The organism is Pseudomonas sp. MS646 (assembly GCF_036693845.1).
In the GTDB taxonomy this organism is placed as follows: Bacteria; Pseudomonadota; Gammaproteobacteria; order Pseudomonadales; family Pseudomonadaceae; genus Aquipseudomonas; species Aquipseudomonas chlororaphis_E.
The window spans coordinates 3,403,379-3,424,960 of sequence record NZ_CP144763.1; the positions used below are offsets into that span (position 1 = coordinate 3,403,379).

The following is a 21,582-nucleotide window of genomic DNA, read 5'->3' on the forward strand; positions in this document are numbered from 1 at the left end:
TTTACGGGGCACTGCGCGGCGCGTTTGCTCCCATCTGTAACACCATCGGGCCTCCGCTGATCGCCTCCTTGTCAGCCACCTTTCCAGGCTAACGCCTCTAGACCGCTCCTCTTAACGCGTGCCCGCCTCCTGCCGGGAAATGGGCACGCCGCTTGCTTATTTAATATCGTATACGAAATCCTCAATACGATATTTCACCGCACTTATTCGACAGCGAGGCATATATGAAGAACCCTGCACTGGCCGTAGCCCTCAGCGTTGTCCTCACTCCCCTGTTCATCGCCCCGGCCCAGGCCGACAAACTCGACGACATCATCGGTTCCGGCAAACTGCGTTGCGCAGTGACCCTGGACTTCCCACCCATGGGTTTTCGCGACGAGAGCAACAAACCGGCAGGCTTCGACGTGGACTATTGCCAAGATTTGGCGAAAGTCCTGGGGGTAGACGCCGAAGTGGTGGAGACGCCGTTCCCGGACCGGATCCCGGCGCTCATTTCCGGGCGCGCCGACGTCATCGTCGCGTCCACCTCCGACACCCTGGAGCGGGCCAAGACCGTCGGCCTGACGGTGCCCTACTTCGCCTTCCAGATGGTGGTGCTGACCCGCGACAACACCGGCATCAACACCTTCGCCGACCTCAAGGGCAAGGCCGTCGGCAACACCAGCGGCACCTACGAAGCCATCGCCCTGGAAAAAGACCAGAAGAACTGGGGCAGCGGCAGCTTCCGCGCCTACCAGTCGCAGAACGACACGTTGCTGGCCGTCGCCCAAGGCCACATCGATGCAACGGTCGTAACCAACACCGTGGCGGCCGCGACCCTCAAGTCGGGTAAATACAAGAACCTGAAGATCGCCGGCGACGCGCCCTATGTCATCGACTACGTGTCCCTCGGCGCCAAGCGCAGCGAGTACGGCCTGCTCAACTACCTCAACCTGTTCGTCAACCAGCAGGTACGCACCGGTCGCTACAAGGAACTGTTCGTCAAATGGGTCGGCACCGATATCCCGCCGGCCAACCTGACCGTTCCCCAGGTCTACTACTGAGGATCGGGGCATGCCAAGCACGCCTGTGCGTGTCAAAGGCCGCAGCCTGGTGGAGGGTGCCGCCCAGGGCGCCCTGCTGTTCGCCGACGTCGGCCTGAGTTTCTGGGGGGGCGTGGACCCGGCCAGCGGCGAGGTCATCGACCGCCACCATCCGTTGAGCGGCGAGCGCCTGGCCGGGCGCGTGCTGGCAATTCCCAGCGGGCGCGGCTCCTGCACCGGCAGCAGCGTGCTGATGGAGTTGATCAGCAACGACCACGCCCCCGCCGCCCTGGTGCTGGCCGAAGCGGATGAGATCCTGACCCTCGGCGTGCTGGTGGCGCAGGTGATTTTCCAGCGTTCTCTGCCGGTGGTATGCGTGGGCCATGAGGCATTCAATCGCCTTCGCGGCCAGGGTTTCGTGCGCGTTGAAGGCGACCGCCTGACCTTGTTCGGCCGACGCCCTCAGGATCATTGGCGTGCGACGGACGTGCCGTGGCAGTCACCCGCGCCAGTGTCCCTGCACCTCACCGAACAGGACCGGGCGCTGCTCGACGGCGCCCACGGCAAGGCCGCCCAGGTGGCGATGCAGATTGTCCTGCGCATGGCCGAGATCCAGGGCGCGACGCGCTTGCTGGACGTGACCCAGGCCCACATCGACGGCTGTATCTACACCGGCCCGGCCAGCCTGCGCTTTGCCGAACAACTGGTGCAATGGGGCGCCCAGGTGCGCGTGCCCACCACCCTCAATTCGATTTCCGTGGACCAGCGCCGCTGGCGGGAGTTGGGCGTCGATCCGGCGCTCGGCGAACCCGCCAGCGCCTTGGGCGATGCCTACATGGCGATGGGCGCGCAGTTGAGCTTTACCTGCGCACCCTACCTGCTGGACACGGCCCCCAAGGCTGGCGAGCAGATCGTCTGGGCCGAGTCCAACGCGGTGGTCTACGCCAACAGTGTGCTGGGCGCGCGAACCCAGAAATACCCGGATTTTCTCGACATCTGCATCGCCCTGTGTGGACGCGCCCCGTCGAGCGGTTGCCATCTCGACGACCAGCGCCTGGCCGGGCTGCTTGTCGACGTGCCGCAGCCGGCGCACATGGATGACAGTTTCTACCCGCTGCTGGGCTACCACATTGGTGCCCTGGCGGGCCGGCGCATTCCGTTGATCCGCGGCTTGGAACATGCCATGCCCAACCTGGACGACCTGAAAGCCTTCGGCGCGGCATTCGCCACCACCAGCGCCGCACCGTTGTTCCACATCGCCGGAGTCACACCCGAAGCCCTCGACCCGAACGATGTGCTGGCGCCGGGTGTGCCGTTGCCGGTGGAGACGGTCGATACGGCTGGCCTGCTGGCCAGTTGGCGCGAGCTCAATAGCGCCCGGGACACGCGGGTGGACGTGGTGTCCCTGGGCAATCCGCACTTCTCCCTCAGCGAGTTCGCGGCGCTGGCGAGCCTCTGCGCCGGCCGGATCAAGCACCCGGATGTGGTCCTGGCCATCACCTGTGGCCGGGCGGTACTGGAGCAGGCCCGCGACGCCGGGCACCTGGCCGTCATCGAGGCGTTCGGCGCGGTGCTGGTGACCGACACCTGCTGGTGCATGGTCGGCGAACCGCTGATCCCCGCCCACGCCACCACCCTGATGACCAACTCCGGCAAGTACGCCCATTACGCCCCCGGCCTGGTCGGACGCGGGGTGCACTTCGCCGGCCTGGCGCAGTGCGTCGAGGCGGCGTGCGCCGCCAGCGCCCCTGGCCAGCCGCCAGCCTGGCTGCACCCCATCGTCCGCACGGAGAGCCCCACCGATGTTTGACTACAGCTTCCAGTGGCGCCCGGCCTTGCGGGCCCTGCCCGACATGCTCGCCGGGGCCTGGGTGACGTTCGAGACCGCGGCGCTGTCGATGATCTTCGGGGTGTTGATCGCCCTGGTCCTGACCGTGATGCGCCAGGCACGTCATCCGCTGCTGCGGGGCGTGGGCAACGGTTGGGTGTCCATCGCCCGCAACACGCCCTCGCTGTTCCAGATCTACATTCTGTACTTCGGCCTCGGCTCCCTCGGGCTGCACGTCAGTTCGTGGCTGGCCTTGCTGGCCGGGATCACCTTCAACAATGCCGGCTACCTGGCGGAAAACTTCCGCGGTGGCCTCAAGGCCGTGCCCGGCACGCAGATGCGCGCGGCCCGTTCCCTGGGGATGAGCGCCTTCCAGGCCTACCGGATGATCATCGTTCCGCAATTGCTGCGCATCGTGTTCTACCCGCTGACCAACCAGATGGTCTGGGCAGTGCTGATGACCTCCCTTGGCGTGGTGGTCGGGCTGAACAACGACCTGACCGGCGTCACCCAGGAATACAACGTCAAGACGTTCCGCACCTTCGAATACTTCGCCCTCGCGGCCGTGCTGTATTACCTGATCGCCAAGCTGATCGTCGGCCTCGCCCGGCTGCTGTCCTGGCGCCTGTTCCGTTATTGAGGGCTCGTCATGTTTGCCACCAGCCTCACCGTCAACGACCTGCTGTTCCTGCTCGACGGCGCCTGGGTCACGCTGCAGTTGACCGCGTGGTCGATCCTGCTGGGCACCTTCGCCGGTTTGCTGTTCGGCTTGCTGCGAGCGCTGCTGCCCCGTGCCAGCCTACCGCTGGCCTGGGTGCTGGACGTGTTTCGCAGTGTGCCGTTGCTGATCCAGTTCGTGCTGTTCAACTCGCTCAAGAGCATCGTCGGCCTGGACCTCAGCGCCTTTGCGGTCGGCTGCATGGTGCTGGGGGTCTACGCCGCGGCCTATTTCACCGAGATCGTGCGCGGCGGCGTGCTGGCGGTGCCTCTGAGCACGCGGCGGGCCAGTCGTTCCCTGGGCCTGAGCTACCTGCAGGACCTGCGCTTCATCGTCCTGCCGATTGCCACGCGCGTGGCGTTTCCCGGCTGGCTGAACCTGGTGCTGGGGGTGATGAAAGACACCGCCCTGGTGATGTGGATCGGCATCGTCGAACTGCTGCGCGCCTCGCAAACCATCGTCACACGCATTCAAGAACCCCTGTTGGTGCTGTGCATCGCGGGCCTCATTTACTACGTCATGAGCCTGGTGGTCGCCCGCCTCGGCGCACGCCTGGAAAGAAGGTGGCAGGAAAATGATTGAGATTGAAAACGTGCACAAATCCTTTGGCGACCTGGAAGTGGTCAAGGGCGTGAGCCTCACCGTGAACAAGGGTGAAGTGGTGTCGATCATCGGCGGCTCGGGTTCCGGCAAGTCGACGCTGCTGATGTGCATCAACGGCCTGGAGCCGATCCAGAAGGGCAGCATCCGCGTGGACGGGGTGGAGGTCCATGACCGCGCCACCGACCTCAATCACTTGCGACAGAAGATCGGCATCGTCTTCCAGCAATGGAACGCCTTCCCCCACCTGACCGTGTTGGAGAACGTGATGCTGGCCCCGCGCAAGGTCCTGGGCAAGAGCAGGCAGGACGCCGAAGCCCTGGCGGTGAAACAGCTGGAGCACGTGGGCCTGAGGGACAAGCTCAAGGCGTTCCCGAGCAAGCTGTCCGGCGGCCAGCAACAGCGCATGGCCATCGCCCGGGCCCTGGCGATGTCACCGCACTACATGCTCTTCGACGAAGCCACCTCGGCCCTCGACCCGCAACTGGTGGGCGAAGTGCTGGACACCATGCGCCTGCTCGCCGAGGACGGCATGACCATGGTGCTGGTGACCCACGAGATCCGCTTCGCCCGGGACGTGTCCGACCGCGTGGCGTTCTTCTGCAACGGCCGGGTCCACGAGATCGGGCCGCCGGACCAGGTGATCGGCAACCCAATGCAGCCGGAGACGGCGGCGTTTCTCCGGTCGGTGAAGTAGCCGGTGACGCCTTCGCGGGCAAGCCCGCTCCCACAGGGGTTTTGTGTTCAACCCCGAACCCTGTGGGAGCGAGCTTGCTCGCGAAAAGCCCGCGATGAACAACACAAGGAGCAGCCAATGCGCTCATCCAGGATCCTTCACATAGTCAGTTGCCACGCCGAAGGCGAAGTCGGCGACGTGATCGTCGGCGGCGTCGCGCCACCGCCCGGGGCGACGGTGTGGGAGCAATCGCGCTGGATCGCCCAGGACGAGATCCTGCGCAACTTCGTCCTCAACGAACCCCGGGGCGGCGTGTTCCGGCACGTCAATTTGTTGGTGCCGGCCAAGCACCCGAAGGCACACATGGCCTGGATCATCATGGAACCGGCCGACACCCCGCCGATGTCCGGTTCCAACTCACTGTGCGTGGCCACCGTGCTGCTGGACAGCGGCATCCTGCCGATGACCGAGCCCCAGACCCACTTGGTGCTGGAGGCCCCCGGCGGGCTGATCGAAGCCGTGGCCGATTGCCGCGACGGCAAGGTGCAACGGGTGGAAATCAAGAACGTGCCCTCCTTCGCCGACCGCCTCGACGCCTGGATCGAGGTCGAAGGCCTGGGCTCGCTGCAGGTGGACACGGCCTATGGCGGTGACAGTTTCGTCATCGTCGACGCCCAGCGCCTGGGTTTCGCCATCCAACCCTGTGAAGCCGCCGAGCTGGTGGCCGTGGGCCTGAAGATCACCCGCGCCGCCAATGAGCAACTGGGCTTCGTCCATCCGCTGAACCCCGACTGGTCGCACATTTCGTTCTGCCAGATCGCCGCGCCGCTGGTCATGGAGAACGGCATCGCCACCGGCGCCAACGCCGTGGTGATCCAGCCCGGCAAGATCGACCGCTCGCCCACCGGCACCGGCTGCTCGGCGCGCATGGCCGTCCTGCAGGCCAAAGGGTTGATGCAAGTGGGCGACCGATTCATCGGACGCTCGATCATCGGCTCCGAATTCCACTGCCGCATCGACTCGCAAACCGACGTGGCCGGACGCCCGGCGATCTATCCGTGCATCGCCGGGCGGGCGTGGATCACCGGCACTCATCAACTGCTGCTGGATCCGGCTGACCCATGGCCGCAGGGCTATCGGCTTTCAGACACCTGGCCCGGCGCATGATGACACCCCACCGTGGCGAGGGAGCTTGCTCCCGCTGGGGCGCGAAGCGGCCCCGCAATCTGGCTGATACCCCGAGTCGTCAGTTTTCAGGACTGCTCCGCAGTCCAGCGGGAGCAAGCTCCCTCGCCACATAAAACATTCGCTTCATTCATATTCGCCTACGTATACGAAATACCAAAACGGAGACAACCATGAGCAAACGCATCAACTGGAGCGGCGTATTTCCCGCCGTCACCACCCAATTCAACGATGACTTTTCCATCAACCTGGAAAAAACCCACCAGGTGATTTCCAACGTTATCCGTGACGGCGTATCGGGCCTGGTGGTCTGTGGTTCGGTGGGGGAAAACACCTCGTTGAGCGCCGAGGAAAAGATCGCCGTGACCGAAGTCGCGGTGGACGCCTCCCGTGGCCGGGTCCCGGTGATCTGCGGGGTGGCCGAGTTCACCAGCGTGCAGGCGGCCAAGGTCGCCAACGCGGTACGCAAGGTCGGCGTCGATGGCGTGATGCTGATGCCGGCGCTGGTCTACGGCTCCAAGCCGTTCGAGACCGCCGAGCATTTTCGCTACGTGGCGCGCCAGGCCGACGTGCCGCTGATGGTCTACAACAACCCGCCGATCTACAAGAACGACGTGACCCCGGACATCCTGATTTCCCTGGCCGACTGCGACAACGTGGTGTGTTTCAAGGATTCGTCCGGCGACACCCGACGCTTCATCGACGTGCGCAATGAAGTGGGCGACCGCTTCGTGCTGTTCGCCGGGCTGGACGACGTCGTGCTGGAAAGCCTCGCGGTGGGCGCCGAAGGCTGGGTCTCGGGGATGTCCAACGTGTTCCCGAAGGAAGGCGAAACCATTTTCCGCCTGGCCCGCGCCGGGCGTTTCGCCGAGGCGATGCCGATCTACGAATGGCTGATGCCGATCCTGCACCTGGACGCCCGCGCCGACCTGGTGCAATGCATCAAGCTCTGCGAAGCCATCGCCGGCCGCGGCAGCGCCCTCACCCGCCCTCCCCGCCTGGCCTTGCCTGAGGAAGACCGGGTGTATGTGGAGCAGATCATGGCCAAGGCCCTGGCCAACCGGCCGGTGCTGCCGGATGTCGGCCTCTGAAGCCCCCATAGATCAGCGCCTGTGAGAGATCACGGCCTGTGGGAGCGGGCTTGCTCGCGAAAGCGGTCTGTCTGACAAAACCATGCTGGATAGACCGCCATCTTCGCGAGCAAGCCCGCTCCCACAGGATTCCGGGCGGTTCAGTCGGGTAAAAAAAGGGCGATGACCGTCGCCGGCCATCGCCAAAAATCGCCTACCTCAGGCGCTCTCAGATCCGTGCGGGCGACACGATGATTTTGACGTTGTGTTCCTTGTTGTTGACCAATTCCTCGAACCCTTGCCCGACAATCTGCTCCAGTTGAATGCGCCCGGTCACCAACGGCGAAATGTCCAGGCGGCCATCGGCGATGAAGGCGATCACGTCGGCGAACTCGCCGTTGTAGGCCAGCGCGCCCAGCACCTGCTTCTCGGTGGCGACCAATTCGAAGAAGTTGAACTGGCTCGGTTCTTCGAAAATCCCCACCAGCACGCATTTGCCGGCCTTGCGGATCAGGTCGATGGCCAGTTTGGCGGTGTGTTTGTTGCCGATGCACTCAAAGCTCACATCCGCACCCAGGCCACCCGTCAAACGACGCACTTCGGCCAGGGCATCGCAGTCGTTCGGGTCGATCACATGGCTGGCGCCGACTTCCAGGGCCTTGGCCTTGCGCGCGCCGGACATTTCCAGGGCGATCACCTGGGCCGCGCCAGCCGCCTTGGCGCACATGATGGTGCAAAGGCCGATGGTGCCGGCGCCAACCACCACCACGTTCTGGCCCAACAGGCTGCCGGCCTTCTTGACCGCGTGCATGCCCACCGCCAACGGCTCGATCAACGCACCGGCCTCGGCCGGAAAGTGGGCGGGCAATTTGTACAAGAGGTTGGCCGGCACGTTGACCAGTTCCGCAAAGGCGCCGTTGTTCATCAACCCGGTGAAGGCCAGGTTCTCGCAGATGTTGTAGAGCCCGTGGGTACAGTAGTAGCAAGTGCCGCAATGCTGGCAGGCATCCGCCGCCACCGGCTCGCCGACGCTGAAACCTTCCACCCCGGCGCCCAGCTCGACGATCTCACCGCAGAACTCATGGCCGAGGATGCACTGCCCTTTGATCCCGGTCAGCGGGTGCGGCGCGTCCACCGGAATGAACACCGGCCCGGCCACGTATTCATGCAAGTCGGAACCACAGATGCCGCACCAGTGCACGCGGATCTGTACCCAACCGGCAGGCGGCGCCACCGGCAGTGGCACGTCTTCGACGCGGATATCGTTGCGGCCATGCCAGACGGCGGCGCGCATGCTGCGGGTAGGCGTGATTGAAACGTTCATCGTATTGCCTCCAGAAATTGAGGGGCCGCGATTCGCTCGCCGCCCGCATGGGTCAGTGCTGCTGGATGAACTCGAGGATCAGCCGATTGACCTGCTCGGCCGCCTCCATCTGGACCATATGGCCCTGGCCGGACAACACCTCGACCCGTGCCGCCAGCCCCTCGCTATGGGCCGCCGGGATGATCGCGTCGTCGCTGCCCCAGATCACCAACGTCGGTACGTGGCCGGCCTGCACCACCTCCCGCAGGTCGGTCTGTTGCCGGCCGTCGGTGAACAGCGTCGCCGCCAGTTGCTTGAGGGCTGCGTCCACCCCCTCCAGGCGCTTGTACTTGAGCATGTCGTCGAGCATCTGCCGGTTGACCAGCTCGGCATTGGAAAACAACTGCACCAGTTGCGGCTTGAGGGCGTTGCGGTTGGCGGCCTCGACGAAGCCTTGCAAGTAACCACCGTTGATCTGCGTGCCCAGGCCGGCGCTGCCGATCAAGGTCAGGGAGCGAACCCGCTGAGGCATCAGGCGCGCGGCGTTCAGCGACACCGCTCCACCCATGGAATGCCCCACCAGGTGCGCGACGCTGATGTCCAGATGATCGAGCAAGGCCAGCACCACGCCGCTCAGTTCATCCAGGTCGCCGCGTTGCAGGGCCTTGGCGGATTCGCCATGACCCGGCAGGTCCAGGGCAATCACCCGACGGCCCACCGCCAAGGCTTCATGGTTGAACAGCCAGTTGTTCAGGTCGCCGCCAAAGCCGTGCACCAGCACCAACGGCGTGCCCCCTTCGCCACGTTCGAAGTAGCGGATCACCCGGCCGTCCAGCTCGACTTTCTGCGGTTTCGGCCCGGTGTCCTCGGCGGCGGCATCGCCCGGCACGAAGCTGGACTGGAACTGCTCGATGACGGCGTCGATCTCGGCCTCGCTGGCCTCGCCCTCCACCACGATGCCGAGCAAGGCGCCGACCGCCAGGGTCTCGTCCTGGCGCGCGACCTGCCGACGCAAAATGCCGGAAAACGGCGCCTCGACGCTGCTGGAGATCTTGTCAGTCTCCACGTCCAGCACCTCATCGCCCTTGGTGATGGCCTGGCCCTCCTCCTTGAGCCAGGCATCGACCCGGCCTTCGGTCATCGACAGGCCCCACTTGGGCATGGTCAGGGTATGAATCTGGCTCATCAGCGCTTGCTCCACTCGATCACGTTGAGCACGGCTTGCTCGATCTTCGCCGCGTCAGGGATGTACAGGTCTTCCAGGGCATCGGAGAACGGCACCGGCGTGTGGGGCGCGGTGACCATTTCGATCGGAGCCTTGAGGGCACCGAAGGCTTTCTGGGCCACCAGCGCCGAGATGTCCGTGGCCATGGAACAGCGCGGGTTGGCCTCGTCGATGACCACCAGGCGGCCGGTCTTCTCGACGCTCTCCAGGATGCTGTCCTCGTCCATCGGGCTGGTGGTGCGCAGGTCGATGACTTCGCAGTCGATACCGCGCCCGGCCAGGCTGCGCGCCGCGTCCATGGCGGTATTGACCATGCGTCCGTAGGACACCAGGGTCACGTCCTTGCCGTCGCGCAGGAAATTCGCCTCGCCAAACGGGATGGTGTAGAGCTCTTCGGGGACTTCGCCCTGCAGGCTGTAGAGCAATTTGTGCTCGCAGAAGATCACTGGGTCGTTGTCGCGGATCGCCTGGATCAGCAGGCCCTTGGCGTCATAGGGCGAGGACGGGCACACCACCTTGAGCCCCGGGATGTGGGTCCACAGGGAAGTGAGCATCTGCGAATGCTGGGCGGCGGCGCGCAGGCCGGCGCCGACCATGGTGCGGATCACCAACGGCGTGGCGGCCTTGCCGCCGAACATGTAGCGAAACTTCGCCGCCTGGTTGAGGATCTGGTCCAGGCAGCAGCCGGCAAAGTCGACGAACATCAGTTCGCACACCGGACGCACGCCGCAGGTGGCCGCGCCGACCGCCGCGCCGACGTAACCGATTTCCGACAGTGGGGTGTCGAGCACACGCCCGGGAAACTGGTCGTAGAGGCCCTTGGTGACGCCGAGCACACCGCCCCAGGCGTCGTTTTCACCGGGCGCACCGGCACCGCCGGCGACGTCTTCGCCCATGATGAAGACGCTGGCGTCGCGGCGCATTTCCTGGGCCAGGGCTTCGTTGATTGCCTGCTGATAACTGATTTTTCTCGCCATGATGGAATTCTCTGTTCTTGTTTTATAGGGGCGTTCAGGGGTAGGAGACGTAGACGTCGGTCAGCAGGTCCGCCGCGGTGGGCTTGGGATCGGACTTGGCCTTGTACACCGCGTTCTCGATCAACAGGTCCACCTCCTTATCGATCAGGTCCAGTTGCTCGACCGTCAGCAACCCGGCCCGGGTCGTGCGTTCACGGAACTGCATCAGGCAATCCTGGTGCTCGCGGAAATGCTTGACCTCGTCGGGCGCCCGGTAAGTCTGGGCATCGCCCTCGAAGTGGCCGTAGTAGCGCGTCAGCTTGACCTCGATCAGCGAGGGCCCCTCGCCCGCCCGGGCACGCTCGACCGCGGCGCCGGCGGCTTCATGGACCGCGAAGAAATCAAAGCCATCCACCGTGACCCCGGGCATGCCGAAGCCGGCGGCGCGGTCGGCGATGTGATCGCAGGCCACCGACCAGTTGGAGGCGGTCGCTTCGGCGTAGCCATTGTTCTCGGCGATGAACAGGCACGGCAGGTTCCACACCGACGCCATGTTCATGGCTTCGAACACCGCGCCTTCGTTGGAGCCGCCATCGCCGAAGAACACCACGGCGACACTGTCGGTGCCCTTGAGCCGGGCCGCCAGCGCGGCGCCGACCACCAGCGGCGCGCCCGCCCCGACGATGCCGTTGGCGCCGAGCATGCCCTTCTCGATATCGGCAATGTGCATCGAGCCGCCCTTGCCCTGGCAGACCCCGGTTTTCTTGCCGTAGATCTCGGCCATCATCCCGTAGACGTCCACGCCCTTGGCGATGCAATGGCCGTGGCCACGGTGGTTGGAGGCGATGCAGTCGTCATCGCCCAGATGCGCCATGACCCCGGCGGCCGACGCCTCTTCGCCGGCATAGAGGTGGACGAAGCCGGGGATCTCGCCGGTGGCGAATTCCACGTGCAGGCGCTCTTCGAACGCACGGATGGTGCGCATCACCTGGTAGGCGTGCAGCAGTTGATCGTGGGTGAGCGGTGTCGACATTTTTATTCTCCTGGGGTGTCTTCTTGAAGATTCAGAGGGTGTTGCGGGTGTTCGCGGCCGATTGCCAGCAAACGGTGTTGCGCGGCGTAGGCCAGCACCGCATTGACGTCGATGCTCAGCGGGCCGCCGGCATCGAGGGTGACCGTTGGCCGGTCCTGCGCGTTGAATTCGATTTCCCGCTCACCGTCCAGGGCCAGGGTGCCGCTGGAAAGCGACAGGCCGTGGGCGATGCCAGGTTCCAGGGGCCCGGCAGCGAGCACGCCACAGCCTTGCAGCAGCCCTGGCGCGAGCGGCACCAGCAGCGCTTCGGGGGATTGCGGGTCCAGGCGCATCCAGGCGCCCCCCGGTGCCTGGCGTGAAACCGGAAACCACAAGCCGCACAGCGCCGACAGGCCAATGGATTGCGGTTCGGCGAAGGTCACGAAGACTTCGGCCAGGTCCTGTGCGCGACTGATGGCCCGGGCGCCGACGAAGCGCAGCGGCGACACGGCGACGTCCACCAAGGCGACTTCGCGCAAGCCACGTCCGGCATCACAGACCAACAAGCGCTTGTTGCGGCGCAAGCCGATCGAGTCCGGGATCCGGCCACTGGCGTACAACCCGCCGGCCAAGCCAGCACTGGTGGCCTCGCGCAGTTCGGGAAAAGCATTGTTGGTGCCGGTGGACAGGGTCAGCAGCGGGATGTCGCCGACCTCGGCGGCCACGGCCTTGTGGGTGCCGTCACCGCCCAGCACAGCGATCAGCGCGACCTCGCGTTCGGCCATCAACCGCGCCGCCCGTCGGGTGTCCTCGACGGTCTGGCGCAGGGTCAGGTCAAGGAACTCCAAGGCCGGCCAGTGGCTGCTGCGCGCCTGGCGGCCGTGGCTGTTCTTCAGCAAAGCGGCGGCCATGCCAATCATGTCGGTGGGCATCAACACCTGCTCAACACCCGTGGCGCCGAACGCGGCCAGCAAGCGCTGGATCACCGACACCTTGTCGGTGCTGGAAAACAGCCCGGCGTTGGCGGTCAGGCGCCGAACGTCACGGCCCGATGCCGGGTTGGCGATGATGCCCACCGTCAAGGGCCGGCGACTCATGACGTCACCGTCAGCGTGAAGGGAAAACGACCTGGGCAGAAAGACATGGGCGCACCTCGTTTTTATTATTCGAAGACCCGTCGAGCGGGCCCTAGGCACAGAGCAAGGCCGGTGCCAGTTCCTGAGAAAACCCGCTGAAAGCCCGTTCCAGAGGCCTCCAGACGAAATGAACGGGTGCCAGAGGCCAGGCCCCGTGAGACGCCGCATGTCAGCCTGCACGGGTGCTTGCCGAGACCGTGAGACGTGGCGTCTCACCCCAGCCCTGAGGCCGGCCAGGCTTGTCTGCTTCCGGCGAACGGCGCTTAATGGGCGCACAACGATAAGAAGCTGAATCGGAGGCCCCATGCTTTCCGCTCACTCCCGGGCGCATGTCGATTGCGTCAGCCGCGTGGTGAAGAACGCCGACCGGTTGCCCCAGTTGCCCGTGCCAGACCTGATCCTCGACTCCTGGCGTCGGTCCATGGAGCAACACCACCTGGACCCAGGCTCCTTGCAGGGCCCGCGCATCCTCTCCGAGGACGTGCTCAAGCAGTGTCGCGAGCGCTCCGAACTGTTCCTCAACATCGCCAGCGAAGAAGTCGCCCGCCTCCATGGTCGGGTGCGCGACGCCGATTACTGCGTGTTGCTGACCGACGCCCAGGGCCAGACCATCGACTACCGCGTGGAAACCACCCTGCGCAACGACTGCCGCAAGGCCGGGCTTTACCTGGGCACCTGTTGGTCGGAGGGTGAAGAAGGCACCTGCGGGGTGGCGGCCGTGCTCACGGCCAAGGCACCGGTGACGGTGCACAAGCGCGACCATTTCCGCGCCGCGTTCATCGGCCTGACCTGCTCGGCGGCCCCGGTCTTCGACCCTCAGGGGGAACTGCTCGGCGTGTTGGACGTGTCGGCGGTGCGCTCACCGGATGATCGGCGCTCGCAGCACCTGATCCGGCAAATGGTGGTGCAGAGCGCCCGGGAGATCGAACAAGCGTTTTTCCTCAGCAGCGCCCAGGGCTACTGGGTGCTGCGCGGTCACCGCAACGCCGGCTATGTCGACAGCCAACCGGACTTCCTCTTCGCCTGGGACGACGACGGTTGCCTGCAAGCGCTGAACCCGGCTGCCCGCCAATACCTGCTGGAACGCTACGGCCAGTTGCCGAGCCATATCAGCCAGGTCTTCGATCAACAGTGGCTGCACCGTGCCCGAGACGAACACCTCTACCCCCTGCTGGGCCACGGCAACGGCCCAGCCCTGCACGGCCGCCTCAGCGCGCCACGCCAGCGGGCCACCAGTCGGCCCCGGGTCGCGCTGGCACCGGCCGAGCTCGATCCACGCCTGGCCGACAGCCTGCGCCTGGCGGTACGGGTCAAGGACCGCAACCTGCCGGTGCTGGTCCAGGGCGAAACCGGGTCCGGCAAGGAAGTGTTCGCCCGTCAACTGCACCAGGCCAGCGAACGCCGCGACCGCCCGTTCGTAGCGCTCAATTGCGCGGCGATTCCCGAAAGCCTGATCGAGAGCGAGTTGTTCGGCTATGTCGCCGGGGCCTTCACCGGCGCGTCAGCCAAAGGCATGCAAGGCCTGCTGCAACAAGCCGATGGCGGGACGTTGTTCCTGGATGAAATCGGTGACATGCCGCTGGCGCTGCAAACCCGCCTGCTGCGGGTGTTGGCCGAAGGCGAAGTGGCGCCGCTGGGTGCTTCACGGCGCAAGGCCGTCGACATCCAGGTGATCTGCGCCACGCACCGCGACCTGGAGACGCTGGTGGCCAGCGGCGAATTTCGCGAAGACTTGTACTTCCGCCTCGGCGGCGCCCGCTTCCAACTGCCACCGCTGCGCGAGCGCACGGATCGACTGGCCCTGATCAATCGTATTCTCGCCGAGGAGGCGGCGCTGTGCGGCACGCCTGTGCAATGCAGCGACGCGGCCCTGGAATGCCTGCTCGGCTATCACTGGCCGGGCAATATCCGCCAGTTGCGCCATGTGCTGCGCTACGCCTGCGCGGTGTCCGACGCCGACGTGATCCAACTCCGCCACCTGCCCGAGTCACTGCACGGCAGTGACGTTGCCTTGGAGGCGTCGGAACCAAGCGCCAGCCCGGAACGCCAGGCGCTGCTCGATGCCCTGGTGCGCCATCGCTGGAAGCCCACCGCCGCGGCCCGCGCCCTGGGCATTTCCCGGGCGACCCTGTATCGACGGGTCCACCAGCATGGCATCGAAATGCCGGGACGCAGGCCGGCTTAGCGCAGTTGGTGCTCGATCATTTCTGCGCCAGCTCGTGGCGCACGCACTGCTCGTAGTAGGTCTGCTTGACTGCGGCGGGCTTGAGGCGCGAGGCACTGTTGTAGGTCTGCTCGGTGATGCCCAGGGCGGTCATGCGCATCCAGGGCCGGGGAAACTTGCGCACCTGCAGCTTCTTGCGTGCGCCGTACAGGGTGATCCCGGACAGTTTCGAGGCCTGTGCCCCTGCCGCGATGTCCGATCCCCAGCGACACACCGATTGCTGGTTTTGCGTCAGTGCCCTGGCCTGGACCTCAAGCGAGACGGCCGCCAGGAGAACCGTCACCGCGCCCCATCGCGCCAGGCTCGACATAGAAATTTGCATAGGTTTGTCGCTCAACATTCTGAAATAAAAGAAGTTTGACGACGTTTTCGCAAGCAAGGGGCCAGCACTGACGTGCGCCCCCTGTGGCGAGGGGATTTATCCCCGTTGGGCTGCAAAGCAGCCCCGTAGATCTATCTGACGCATCGAGTCGTCAGGTTTTGGGGCCGCTTCGCGACCCAACGGGGATAAATCCCCTCGCCACAGGGTTTGTGCACTATTGACCTTTGGTGTGATGAATTGCGGCTGCGTCCGCCTTGGCCTCTTGCAGCAACTGCTGGATCACCTGTTCCTGCTCGGCATAGCGCCCTTCGCCGAAGTGGCTGTAGCGCACCTGCCCCTTGGCGTCGATGAAGTAATGCGCCGGCCAGTACTGGTTGTCGAAGGCACGCCAGATCGCATATTGATTGTCGATGGCCACCGGGTAGTGGATGCCCAGCTTGCGCACCTGCTCACGCACGTTGTCGATGATCTTCTCGTAGCCGTATTCCGGGGTATGGACGCCGATGACCTCCAGCCCATCCTTCTCGTATTGCTTCGCCCAGCCGTTCACGTAAGGCAGCGTGTGCTGACAGTTGATGCAGTCGTAGGTCCAGAAGTCCACCAGCACCACCTTGCCGCGCAGCGATTCGGCGCTCAGCGGCGGCGAGTTCAACCATTGCACCGCGCCGTCCAGCGAAGGCATGTCTCCCTTGGCCTCAAGGGTCGGCATGGGGCTGGCGCTGGCCTTGCTGACCACGTAGTCGATCGCCTTGGGCACCTTGTCCAGCAGGCTCTGCTCCAGGCTCGCGCCCCCTTGGGAAGAGGTGTTGGCCAATAACCGATCATCGGCACCGGTGCCAATCGCCACCGCAGCCAACAGCACAACTACTCCGCTGCCCCGGCGCAGCCAGGCCGTCACCGGCAAGGACAGCTTCAGCCGGGAGACCACGCCGCGTCCGGCGAAGATCAAGGTGCCCAGGGACAAGGCGCTGCCCAGGCCATAGGCGAGCAGCAACAGGCTGGTTCCGGCGTTGGCGCCCTGCAGCATGGCACCGGTCAGGATCACGCCGAGTATCGGCCCGGCGCAAGGCGCCCAGAGCAGCCCGGTGGCGACGCCGATCAGCACCGATGCCAGCGGCCCACCCAGGCGCCCGGCGCCGGCGTCCACCCGGTTGCCCAGGTGCACCAGCGGCCGTGCCAGCCAGGTGCCGACCCGGCTGAAGATCAGCGACAAGGCAAACAGCACCATCACCGCCAGGGCGACTTGCCGGCCGACGTTGCTGGCGCGCAGCACCCAGTCGCTGCTGACCACCGCCAGGCTCGACACCAGGGCGAACGTCAGCACCATGCCGCCAAGGGTCAACAACATGGAACCTGGCGCACGATTGGCCCGAGCGAACAGGAACGGCACCACGGGCAGAATACAAGGGCTGAGGATCGTCAGGATCCCGCCGAGGAAAGCGATCAGAAGCATGGCATCACCTCAATAAACAAGCGTGACCGTGGCGAGGGAGCTTGCTCCCGCTGGGTCGCGCAGCGGCCCCAATCCAGGCGCCTCGGTGTCAAATCGTCGGGGGCTGCTGCGCAGCCCAGCGGGAGCAAGCTCCCTCGCCACGAGGTTGAGGGACTCAGTTCCCGTCACTGCAATGATCGGAAAACTTGCTGTAGTCCAGCGCCTGCTGGTGACCTGCCGAATCCAGGTAGGTCATGTGGGCGTTGACCACGCCGCAGTCCGGGCCGGCATCTTCGGTCATCGAGAGCACTTTCTGGATGTCCAGGTGGGTGCCGTAGGTGTAGGTTTGCGCCTGGACGTTGCCTTCGGCCCGGGCGGACAGCGTGCAGATGTTCAGGGCGGCGAAGAGGCAGGCGGCGTAGATGGCTTTGGTGTTCATGGCGGTGTCCTCGGTGCAGTCAATGAGTTTTCTGTCGAGGCCGGTTGCGTTGCCCCGTTGGACGCCATTGAATGCTGCCCAGGTATCGCGCCTGTATCGGGCCGGGGGGCTTTTTGCATTCCTGTGTATCCGTCGCGCGCCAGATACACTGCAATACAAACCGCCGCGGGCCGCGCCGGCTGGCGCCTGTAGACTGACCACACCGAAACGCCAAGGGGACTGGGCACCATGGATCATGTCGATCACGTATTGATTGTGGATGACGATCGCGAGATCAGAGAGCTGGTGGGCAACTACCTGAAGAAGAACGGCCTGCGCACCACCGTCGTCGCCGATGGCCGGCAGATGCGGGCGTTCCTGGAGACCACCCCGGTGGACCTGATCGTGCTCGACATCATGATGCCCGGCGATGACGGCCTGGTGTTGTGCCGCGAATTGCGCGCCGGCAAGCACAAGGCTACGCCGGTGCTGATGCTCACCGCCCGCAATGACGAAACCGACCGCATCATCGGCCTGGAAATGGGCGCCGACGATTACCTGGTCAAGCCCTTCGCCGCCCGGGAACTGCTGGCCCGCATCAACGCCGTGCTACGCCGCACCCGCATGCTGCCGCCCAACCTGGTGGTCACCGAAAGCGGTCGCCTGCTGGGGTTCGGTCGCTGGCGCCTGGACACCACCGCCCGCCACCTGCTGGACACCGACGGCACCCTGGTGGCCCTGAGCGGCGCCGAGTACCGTTTGTTGCGGGTGTTCCTGGACCATCCGCAGCGGGTGCTCAACCGTGACCAGTTGCTCAACCTGACCCAGGGCCGGGACGCCGACCTGTTCGACCGTTCCATCGACTTGCTGGTCAGCCGCCTGCGCCAGCGCCTGCTGGACGATGCCCGGGAACCGGCCTACATCAAGACCGTGCGCAGCGAAGGTTATGTGTTCTCGCTGCCGGTGGAAATCCTCGAGGCGTCGGTATGAACCTGCCGCTGCGCTGGCCACGCACCCTCGCGTCGAGGCTGTCGCTGATTTTCCTGGTCGGCCTGATCCTGGCCCAGGGCCTGTCCTTCGGCGCCCAGTACTACGAGCGCTACCAGAGCGCTAAGTCGACCATGCTCGGCAACCTGGAAACCGACGTTGCCACCTCCGTCGCCATCCTCGACCGCCTGCCCGCCGCCGAGCGTCCGGCCTGGCTGCCGAAACTCGCCCGGCGCAACTACGGCTACCTGCTGGAAGAAGGCCAGGCCGGCCAGCCGATGCAGACCGACGATGCGCCGATCTCGATGAGTTCGATCCAGGACGCCATCGGCCAGGCCTACGCCCTGACCTTCACCGACCTGCCCGGGCCGCAGAAGCACTACCAGGCTCACCTTCGCTTGAGCGACGGCAGCCCGTTGACCATCGACGTGCGCCCGGCAATGGTGCCGCTGTCGCCGTGGTTGCCGATGGTCTTGCTGGGGCAACTGGCGCTGTTGATCGGTTGCACCTGGCTGGCCGTGCGCATTGCCGTCGGCCCGCTTACCCGGCTGGCCCAGGCGGTGGAAACCCTCGACCCGAATGCCCACAGCGTGCGCCTGGACGAAAAAGGCCCCACCGAGGTGCTGCACGCCGCCAAGGCGTTCAATGCCATGCAGGACCGCATCGCCGCCTACCTCAAGGAGCGCATGCAGTTGCTGGCGGCGATCTCCCATGACTTGCAGACGCCCATCACGCGCATGAAGCTGCGCGCCGAGTTCATGGACGATGGCCTGGAAAAGGACAAGCTCTGGAGCGACCTGAGCGAGATGGAGCACCTCGTGCGCGAAGGCGTGGCCTATGCCCGCAGCATCCATGGCGCCACCGAGGCCAGCTGCCGAATCAACCTCGACGCGTTTCTCGACAGCCTGGTGTTCGACTACCAGGACACCGGCAAGGACGTGCACCTGTCCGGAAAAAACGCCGCGGTCATCGACACCCGCCCCCATGCCTTGCGGCGCGTGCTGGTCAACCTGGTGGACAACGCACTGAAATTCGGCGGCGCGGCCCAGCTCCATGTGCAGCCCACCGACAACGGGCAACTGTCGATCCAGGTCCTGGACCGTGGCCCCGGTATCGACGAACAGGAACTGGCCGAAGTACTCAAGCCGTTCTACCGGGTCGAAAGCTCGCGCAACCGGGAAACCGGCGGCACCGGGCTGGGGCTGGCCATCGCCCAGCAACTGGCAATCGCCATGGGCGGCTCGCTGACCCTGAGCAACCGCGACGGCGGCGGCCTGTGCGCCGAGTTGCGCCTGGGTCGCGACACCTCGATGAATTAACCGCGATCCAATGTGGCGAGGGGATTTATCCCCGCTGGGCTGCGCAGCAGCCCCAACGCAGCTGACTCAATCCTCTTGACACACCGAGGCGACAGGTTCCAGGGCCGCTTCGCCGCCCAGCGGGGATAAATTCCCTCGCCACATTGACTAATCCAGTGATCTTTTTCGTTACCCCTGCCGCCGGAAAAAATCGAAACCTTGAACCGCTTGCATCGGTCCAGTCCTGTATGACCGTCAACGCCGCGCGCCTGCGCGGCCTACCTACGAGGGACAGACATGAGCATGACCGTCGGTGATTTTCTGGTGGAACGCCTTTATGAATGGGGGGTTCGTCGTATCTATGGTTATCCGGGCGATGGCATCAACGGGGTCTTCGGCGCCCTGAACCGGGCGAACGGGAAAATCCGCTTCATCCAGGCCCGCCACGAGGAAATGGCCGCGTTCATGGCCTGTGCCCACGCCAAGTTCACCGGTGAACTGGGGGTGTGCATCGCCACCTCCGGGCCGGGCGCCTCGCACCTGATCACCGGCCTCTACGACGCCCGCATGGACCACATGCCGGTGCTGGCCATCTGCGGCCAACAGGCTCGCGCAGCCCTGGGCGGGCACTACCAGCAGGAACTGGACCTGGTCAGCCTGTTCAAGGACGTCGCCGGAGCGTTCGTGCAGCAGGCTAGCGCACCGTCCCAGGTCCGCCACCTGCTCGATCGCGCCGTGCGCACGGCCGTGGGCGAGCGCCGGGTCACGGCGTTGATCCTGCCGAACGACCTCCAGGACCTGGAATACACCGCCCCGCCCCACAAGCACGGCACGGTGCATTCCGGCGTCGGCTACCGCAAGCCCAGGGTCGTGCCGTACGAAGACGATCTGCGCAAGGCCGCCGAGGTCCTCAATGCCGGCAAGAAAGTCGCCATCCTGGTAGGCGCCGGTGCACTAGGGGCCACCGACGAAGTAATCGCCGTCGCCGAGAAACTCGGGGCCGGCGTGGCCAAGGCGTTGCTCGGCAAGGCCGCCGTACCGGACGACCTGCCCTGGGTGACCGGCTCCATCGGCCTGCTCGGCACTGAACCCAGCGACGACATGATGGCCGGCTGCGATACGCTGCTGATGATCGGCTCCGGCTTCCCCTACGCCGAATTCCTGCCTCCTGAAGGCCAGGCCCGCGGCGTGCAGATCGACATTCAACCGGACATGCTCAGCCTGCGCTACCCCATGGAGGTCAGCTTGCACGGCGACAGCGCCGACACTCTGCGGGCCCTACTGCCACTGCTCGAAACAAAGACCGATCGCACCTGGCGCAAGAAGATCGAGCACTGGCGCGAACGCTGGGACAAGACCCTGGAAAAGCGTGCCCTGGTCTCGGCCAAGCCGATCAATCCGCAGCGCGTGACGTTCGAGCTGTCGCCGAGGCTGCCGGACCGCGCCATCATCACTTGCGATTCCGGCTCCTGCGCCAACTGGTTCGCCCGGGATATCCAGATCCGGCGCGGCATGATGTGCTCGCTGTCCGGCGGCCTGGCGTCCATGGGTGCCGCCGTGCCCTATGCCATTGCGGCGAAGTTCTGCCACCCGGATCGGCCAGTGGTCGCCCTGGTGGGCGATGGCGCCATGCAGATGAACAACATGGCTGAGCTGATCACCGTTGCCAAGTACTGGCGCACCTGGGCCAACGGCACCTGGATCTGCGCGGTGTTCAACAACCGCGACCTGAACCAGGTGACCTGGGAGCAACGGGTGATGGAGGGCGATCCGAAGTTCGAGGCCTCCCAGGACATCCCCGACGTGCCCTACCACCTGTTCGCCGAATCCATCGGCCTGAAGGGCATTCTGGTGCTGCACGAGGACGATGTGGCGGCGGCCTGGGAGCAAGCGCTGGCGGCGCAACGGCCGGTGCTGATCGAATTCCGCACCGACCCTGACGTGCCGCCGCTGCCGCCGCACATCAAGCTGGAACAGGCGAAGAAGTTCGCCTCCACGCTCCTGCAGGGTGACCCGAACGAACGTGGCATCGTGGTCGAGACCGCCAAACAGGTGCTGAGCGCCCTGCTGCCGGGCACCAAAAAAGACTGAACCACAACACCAGCCTGGTTTCAGGCAACGCCAACGGCCGCCCCGCACGGGCCGTGTCGACTGTCAGGTCAATTAAGTT

19 protein-coding genes are annotated in these 21,582 nt (G+C 65.2%); 11 read left to right on the forward strand and 8 right to left on the reverse strand.

Annotated elements, in window-relative coordinates:
* The first annotated feature begins 224 nt into the window (after positions 1-224).
* The 7 genes from V3H56_RS14950 to V3H56_RS14980 all read left to right on the forward strand — a co-directional run bounded on the left by V3H56_RS14950 (position 225) and on the right by V3H56_RS14980 (position 7,120).
* The gene (locus V3H56_RS14950; RefSeq protein ID WP_047737892.1) at positions 225-1,043 is read left to right on the forward strand and encodes a transporter substrate-binding domain-containing protein; all 819 of its coding nucleotides are present in this window, start codon (positions 225-227) and stop codon (positions 1,041-1,043) included.
* Positions 1,044-1,053: 10 nt separating this feature from the next.
* The gene (locus V3H56_RS14955; RefSeq protein ID WP_338473527.1) at positions 1,054-2,832 is read left to right on the forward strand and encodes an aconitase family protein; all 1,779 of its coding nucleotides are present in this window, start codon (positions 1,054-1,056) and stop codon (positions 2,830-2,832) included.
* The gene (locus V3H56_RS14960) at positions 2,825-3,490 is read left to right on the forward strand and encodes an amino acid ABC transporter permease (RefSeq protein ID WP_042729818.1); all 666 of its coding nucleotides are present in this window, start codon (positions 2,825-2,827) and stop codon (positions 3,488-3,490) included. Before V3H56_RS14955 ends, V3H56_RS14960 begins: the two co-directional genes overlap by 8 nt.
* Positions 3,491-3,499: 9 nt before the next feature.
* Entirely contained in the window at positions 3,500-4,150 is a 651-nt protein-coding gene (locus tag V3H56_RS14965; protein WP_047737887.1) for an amino acid ABC transporter permease, read from the forward strand.
* Entirely contained in the window at positions 4,143-4,865 is a 723-nt protein-coding gene (locus tag V3H56_RS14970) for an amino acid ABC transporter ATP-binding protein (RefSeq protein WP_338473528.1), read from the forward strand. The genes V3H56_RS14965 and V3H56_RS14970 overlap by 8 nt, the downstream gene beginning before the upstream one ends.
* Positions 4,866-4,982: 117 nt before the next feature.
* A complete protein-coding gene (locus tag V3H56_RS14975; protein WP_338473529.1) occupies positions 4,983-6,011 on the forward strand; it encodes a proline racemase family protein in 1,029 nt (342 codons plus the stop codon).
* A 191-nt stretch (positions 6,012-6,202) separates the two neighbouring features.
* The gene (locus V3H56_RS14980) at positions 6,203-7,120 is read left to right on the forward strand and encodes a dihydrodipicolinate synthase family protein (protein ID WP_047737879.1); all 918 of its coding nucleotides are present in this window, start codon (positions 6,203-6,205) and stop codon (positions 7,118-7,120) included.
* A gap of 208 nt (positions 7,121-7,328) precedes the next feature.
* On the opposite strand, the gene V3H56_RS14985 is transcribed toward V3H56_RS14980, so the two are convergent.
* The 5 genes from V3H56_RS14985 to V3H56_RS15005 form a co-directional block, all read right to left on the reverse strand.
* Positions 7,329-8,393: a 2,3-butanediol dehydrogenase gene (locus V3H56_RS14985; protein ID WP_234408019.1), complete on the reverse strand. Its 1,065-nt coding sequence runs from the start codon at positions 8,391-8,393 to the stop codon at positions 7,329-7,331.
* 82 nt (positions 8,394-8,475) lie between these two features.
* A complete protein-coding gene (locus V3H56_RS14990; RefSeq protein WP_338473530.1) occupies positions 8,476-9,588 on the reverse strand; it encodes an acetoin dehydrogenase dihydrolipoyllysine-residue acetyltransferase subunit in 1,113 nt (370 codons plus the stop codon).
* Positions 9,588-10,604: an alpha-ketoacid dehydrogenase subunit beta gene (locus V3H56_RS14995; RefSeq protein WP_047737872.1), complete on the reverse strand. Its 1,017-nt coding sequence runs from the start codon at positions 10,602-10,604 to the stop codon at positions 9,588-9,590. The genes V3H56_RS14990 and V3H56_RS14995 overlap by 1 nt, the downstream gene beginning before the upstream one ends.
* Before the next feature lie 34 nt (positions 10,605-10,638).
* Positions 10,639-11,616, reverse strand: a complete 978-nt coding sequence (locus V3H56_RS15000; RefSeq protein WP_047737870.1) for a thiamine pyrophosphate-dependent dehydrogenase E1 component subunit alpha — start codon at positions 11,614-11,616, stop codon at positions 10,639-10,641.
* 2 nt (positions 11,617-11,618) lie between these two features.
* Positions 11,619-12,692, reverse strand: a complete 1,074-nt coding sequence (locus V3H56_RS15005) for an NAD(+)/NADH kinase (RefSeq protein WP_338473531.1) — start codon at positions 12,690-12,692, stop codon at positions 11,619-11,621.
* Between the two features lie 343 nt (positions 12,693-13,035).
* On the opposite strand from V3H56_RS15005, the gene V3H56_RS15010 reads away from it, so the two are divergent.
* The gene (locus tag V3H56_RS15010) at positions 13,036-14,916 is read left to right on the forward strand and encodes a sigma-54-dependent Fis family transcriptional regulator (protein ID WP_338473532.1); all 1,881 of its coding nucleotides are present in this window, start codon (positions 13,036-13,038) and stop codon (positions 14,914-14,916) included.
* A 16-nt stretch (positions 14,917-14,932) separates the two neighbouring features.
* On the opposite strand, the gene V3H56_RS15015 is transcribed toward V3H56_RS15010, so the two are convergent.
* The 3 genes from V3H56_RS15015 to V3H56_RS15025 form a co-directional block, all read right to left on the reverse strand.
* A complete protein-coding gene (locus tag V3H56_RS15015; RefSeq protein ID WP_042732458.1) occupies positions 14,933-15,277 on the reverse strand; it encodes a hypothetical protein in 345 nt (114 codons plus the stop codon).
* A gap of 214 nt (positions 15,278-15,491) precedes the next feature.
* Positions 15,492-16,730 carry a cytochrome c biogenesis protein DipZ gene (locus tag V3H56_RS15020; RefSeq protein ID WP_338473533.1) on the reverse strand — a complete coding sequence of 413 codons (1,239 nt, stop codon included), beginning with the start codon at positions 16,728-16,730 and terminating at the stop codon, positions 15,492-15,494.
* Positions 16,731-16,884: 154 nt separating this feature from the next.
* The gene (locus V3H56_RS15025; protein ID WP_047737861.1) at positions 16,885-17,148 is read right to left on the reverse strand and encodes a DUF2790 domain-containing protein; all 264 of its coding nucleotides are present in this window, start codon (positions 17,146-17,148) and stop codon (positions 16,885-16,887) included.
* A 228-nt stretch (positions 17,149-17,376) separates the two neighbouring features.
* Between V3H56_RS15025 and V3H56_RS15030 the strand changes: the two genes are divergently transcribed.
* The 3 genes from V3H56_RS15030 to V3H56_RS15040 all read left to right on the forward strand — a co-directional run bounded on the left by V3H56_RS15030 (position 17,377) and on the right by V3H56_RS15040 (position 21,503).
* On the forward strand, positions 17,377-18,117 hold the full coding sequence (locus V3H56_RS15030; protein ID WP_047737859.1) for a response regulator: 741 nt from the start codon (positions 17,377-17,379) through the stop codon (positions 18,115-18,117).
* Positions 18,114-19,433: a HAMP domain-containing sensor histidine kinase gene (locus tag V3H56_RS15035; RefSeq protein ID WP_047737857.1), complete on the forward strand. Its 1,320-nt coding sequence runs from the start codon at positions 18,114-18,116 to the stop codon at positions 19,431-19,433. The genes V3H56_RS15030 and V3H56_RS15035 overlap by 4 nt, the downstream gene beginning before the upstream one ends.
* A 276-nt stretch (positions 19,434-19,709) precedes the next feature.
* A complete protein-coding gene (locus tag V3H56_RS15040; RefSeq protein ID WP_047737855.1) occupies positions 19,710-21,503 on the forward strand; it encodes a thiamine pyrophosphate-requiring protein in 1,794 nt (597 codons plus the stop codon).
* Positions 21,504-21,582 lie beyond the last annotated feature (79 nt).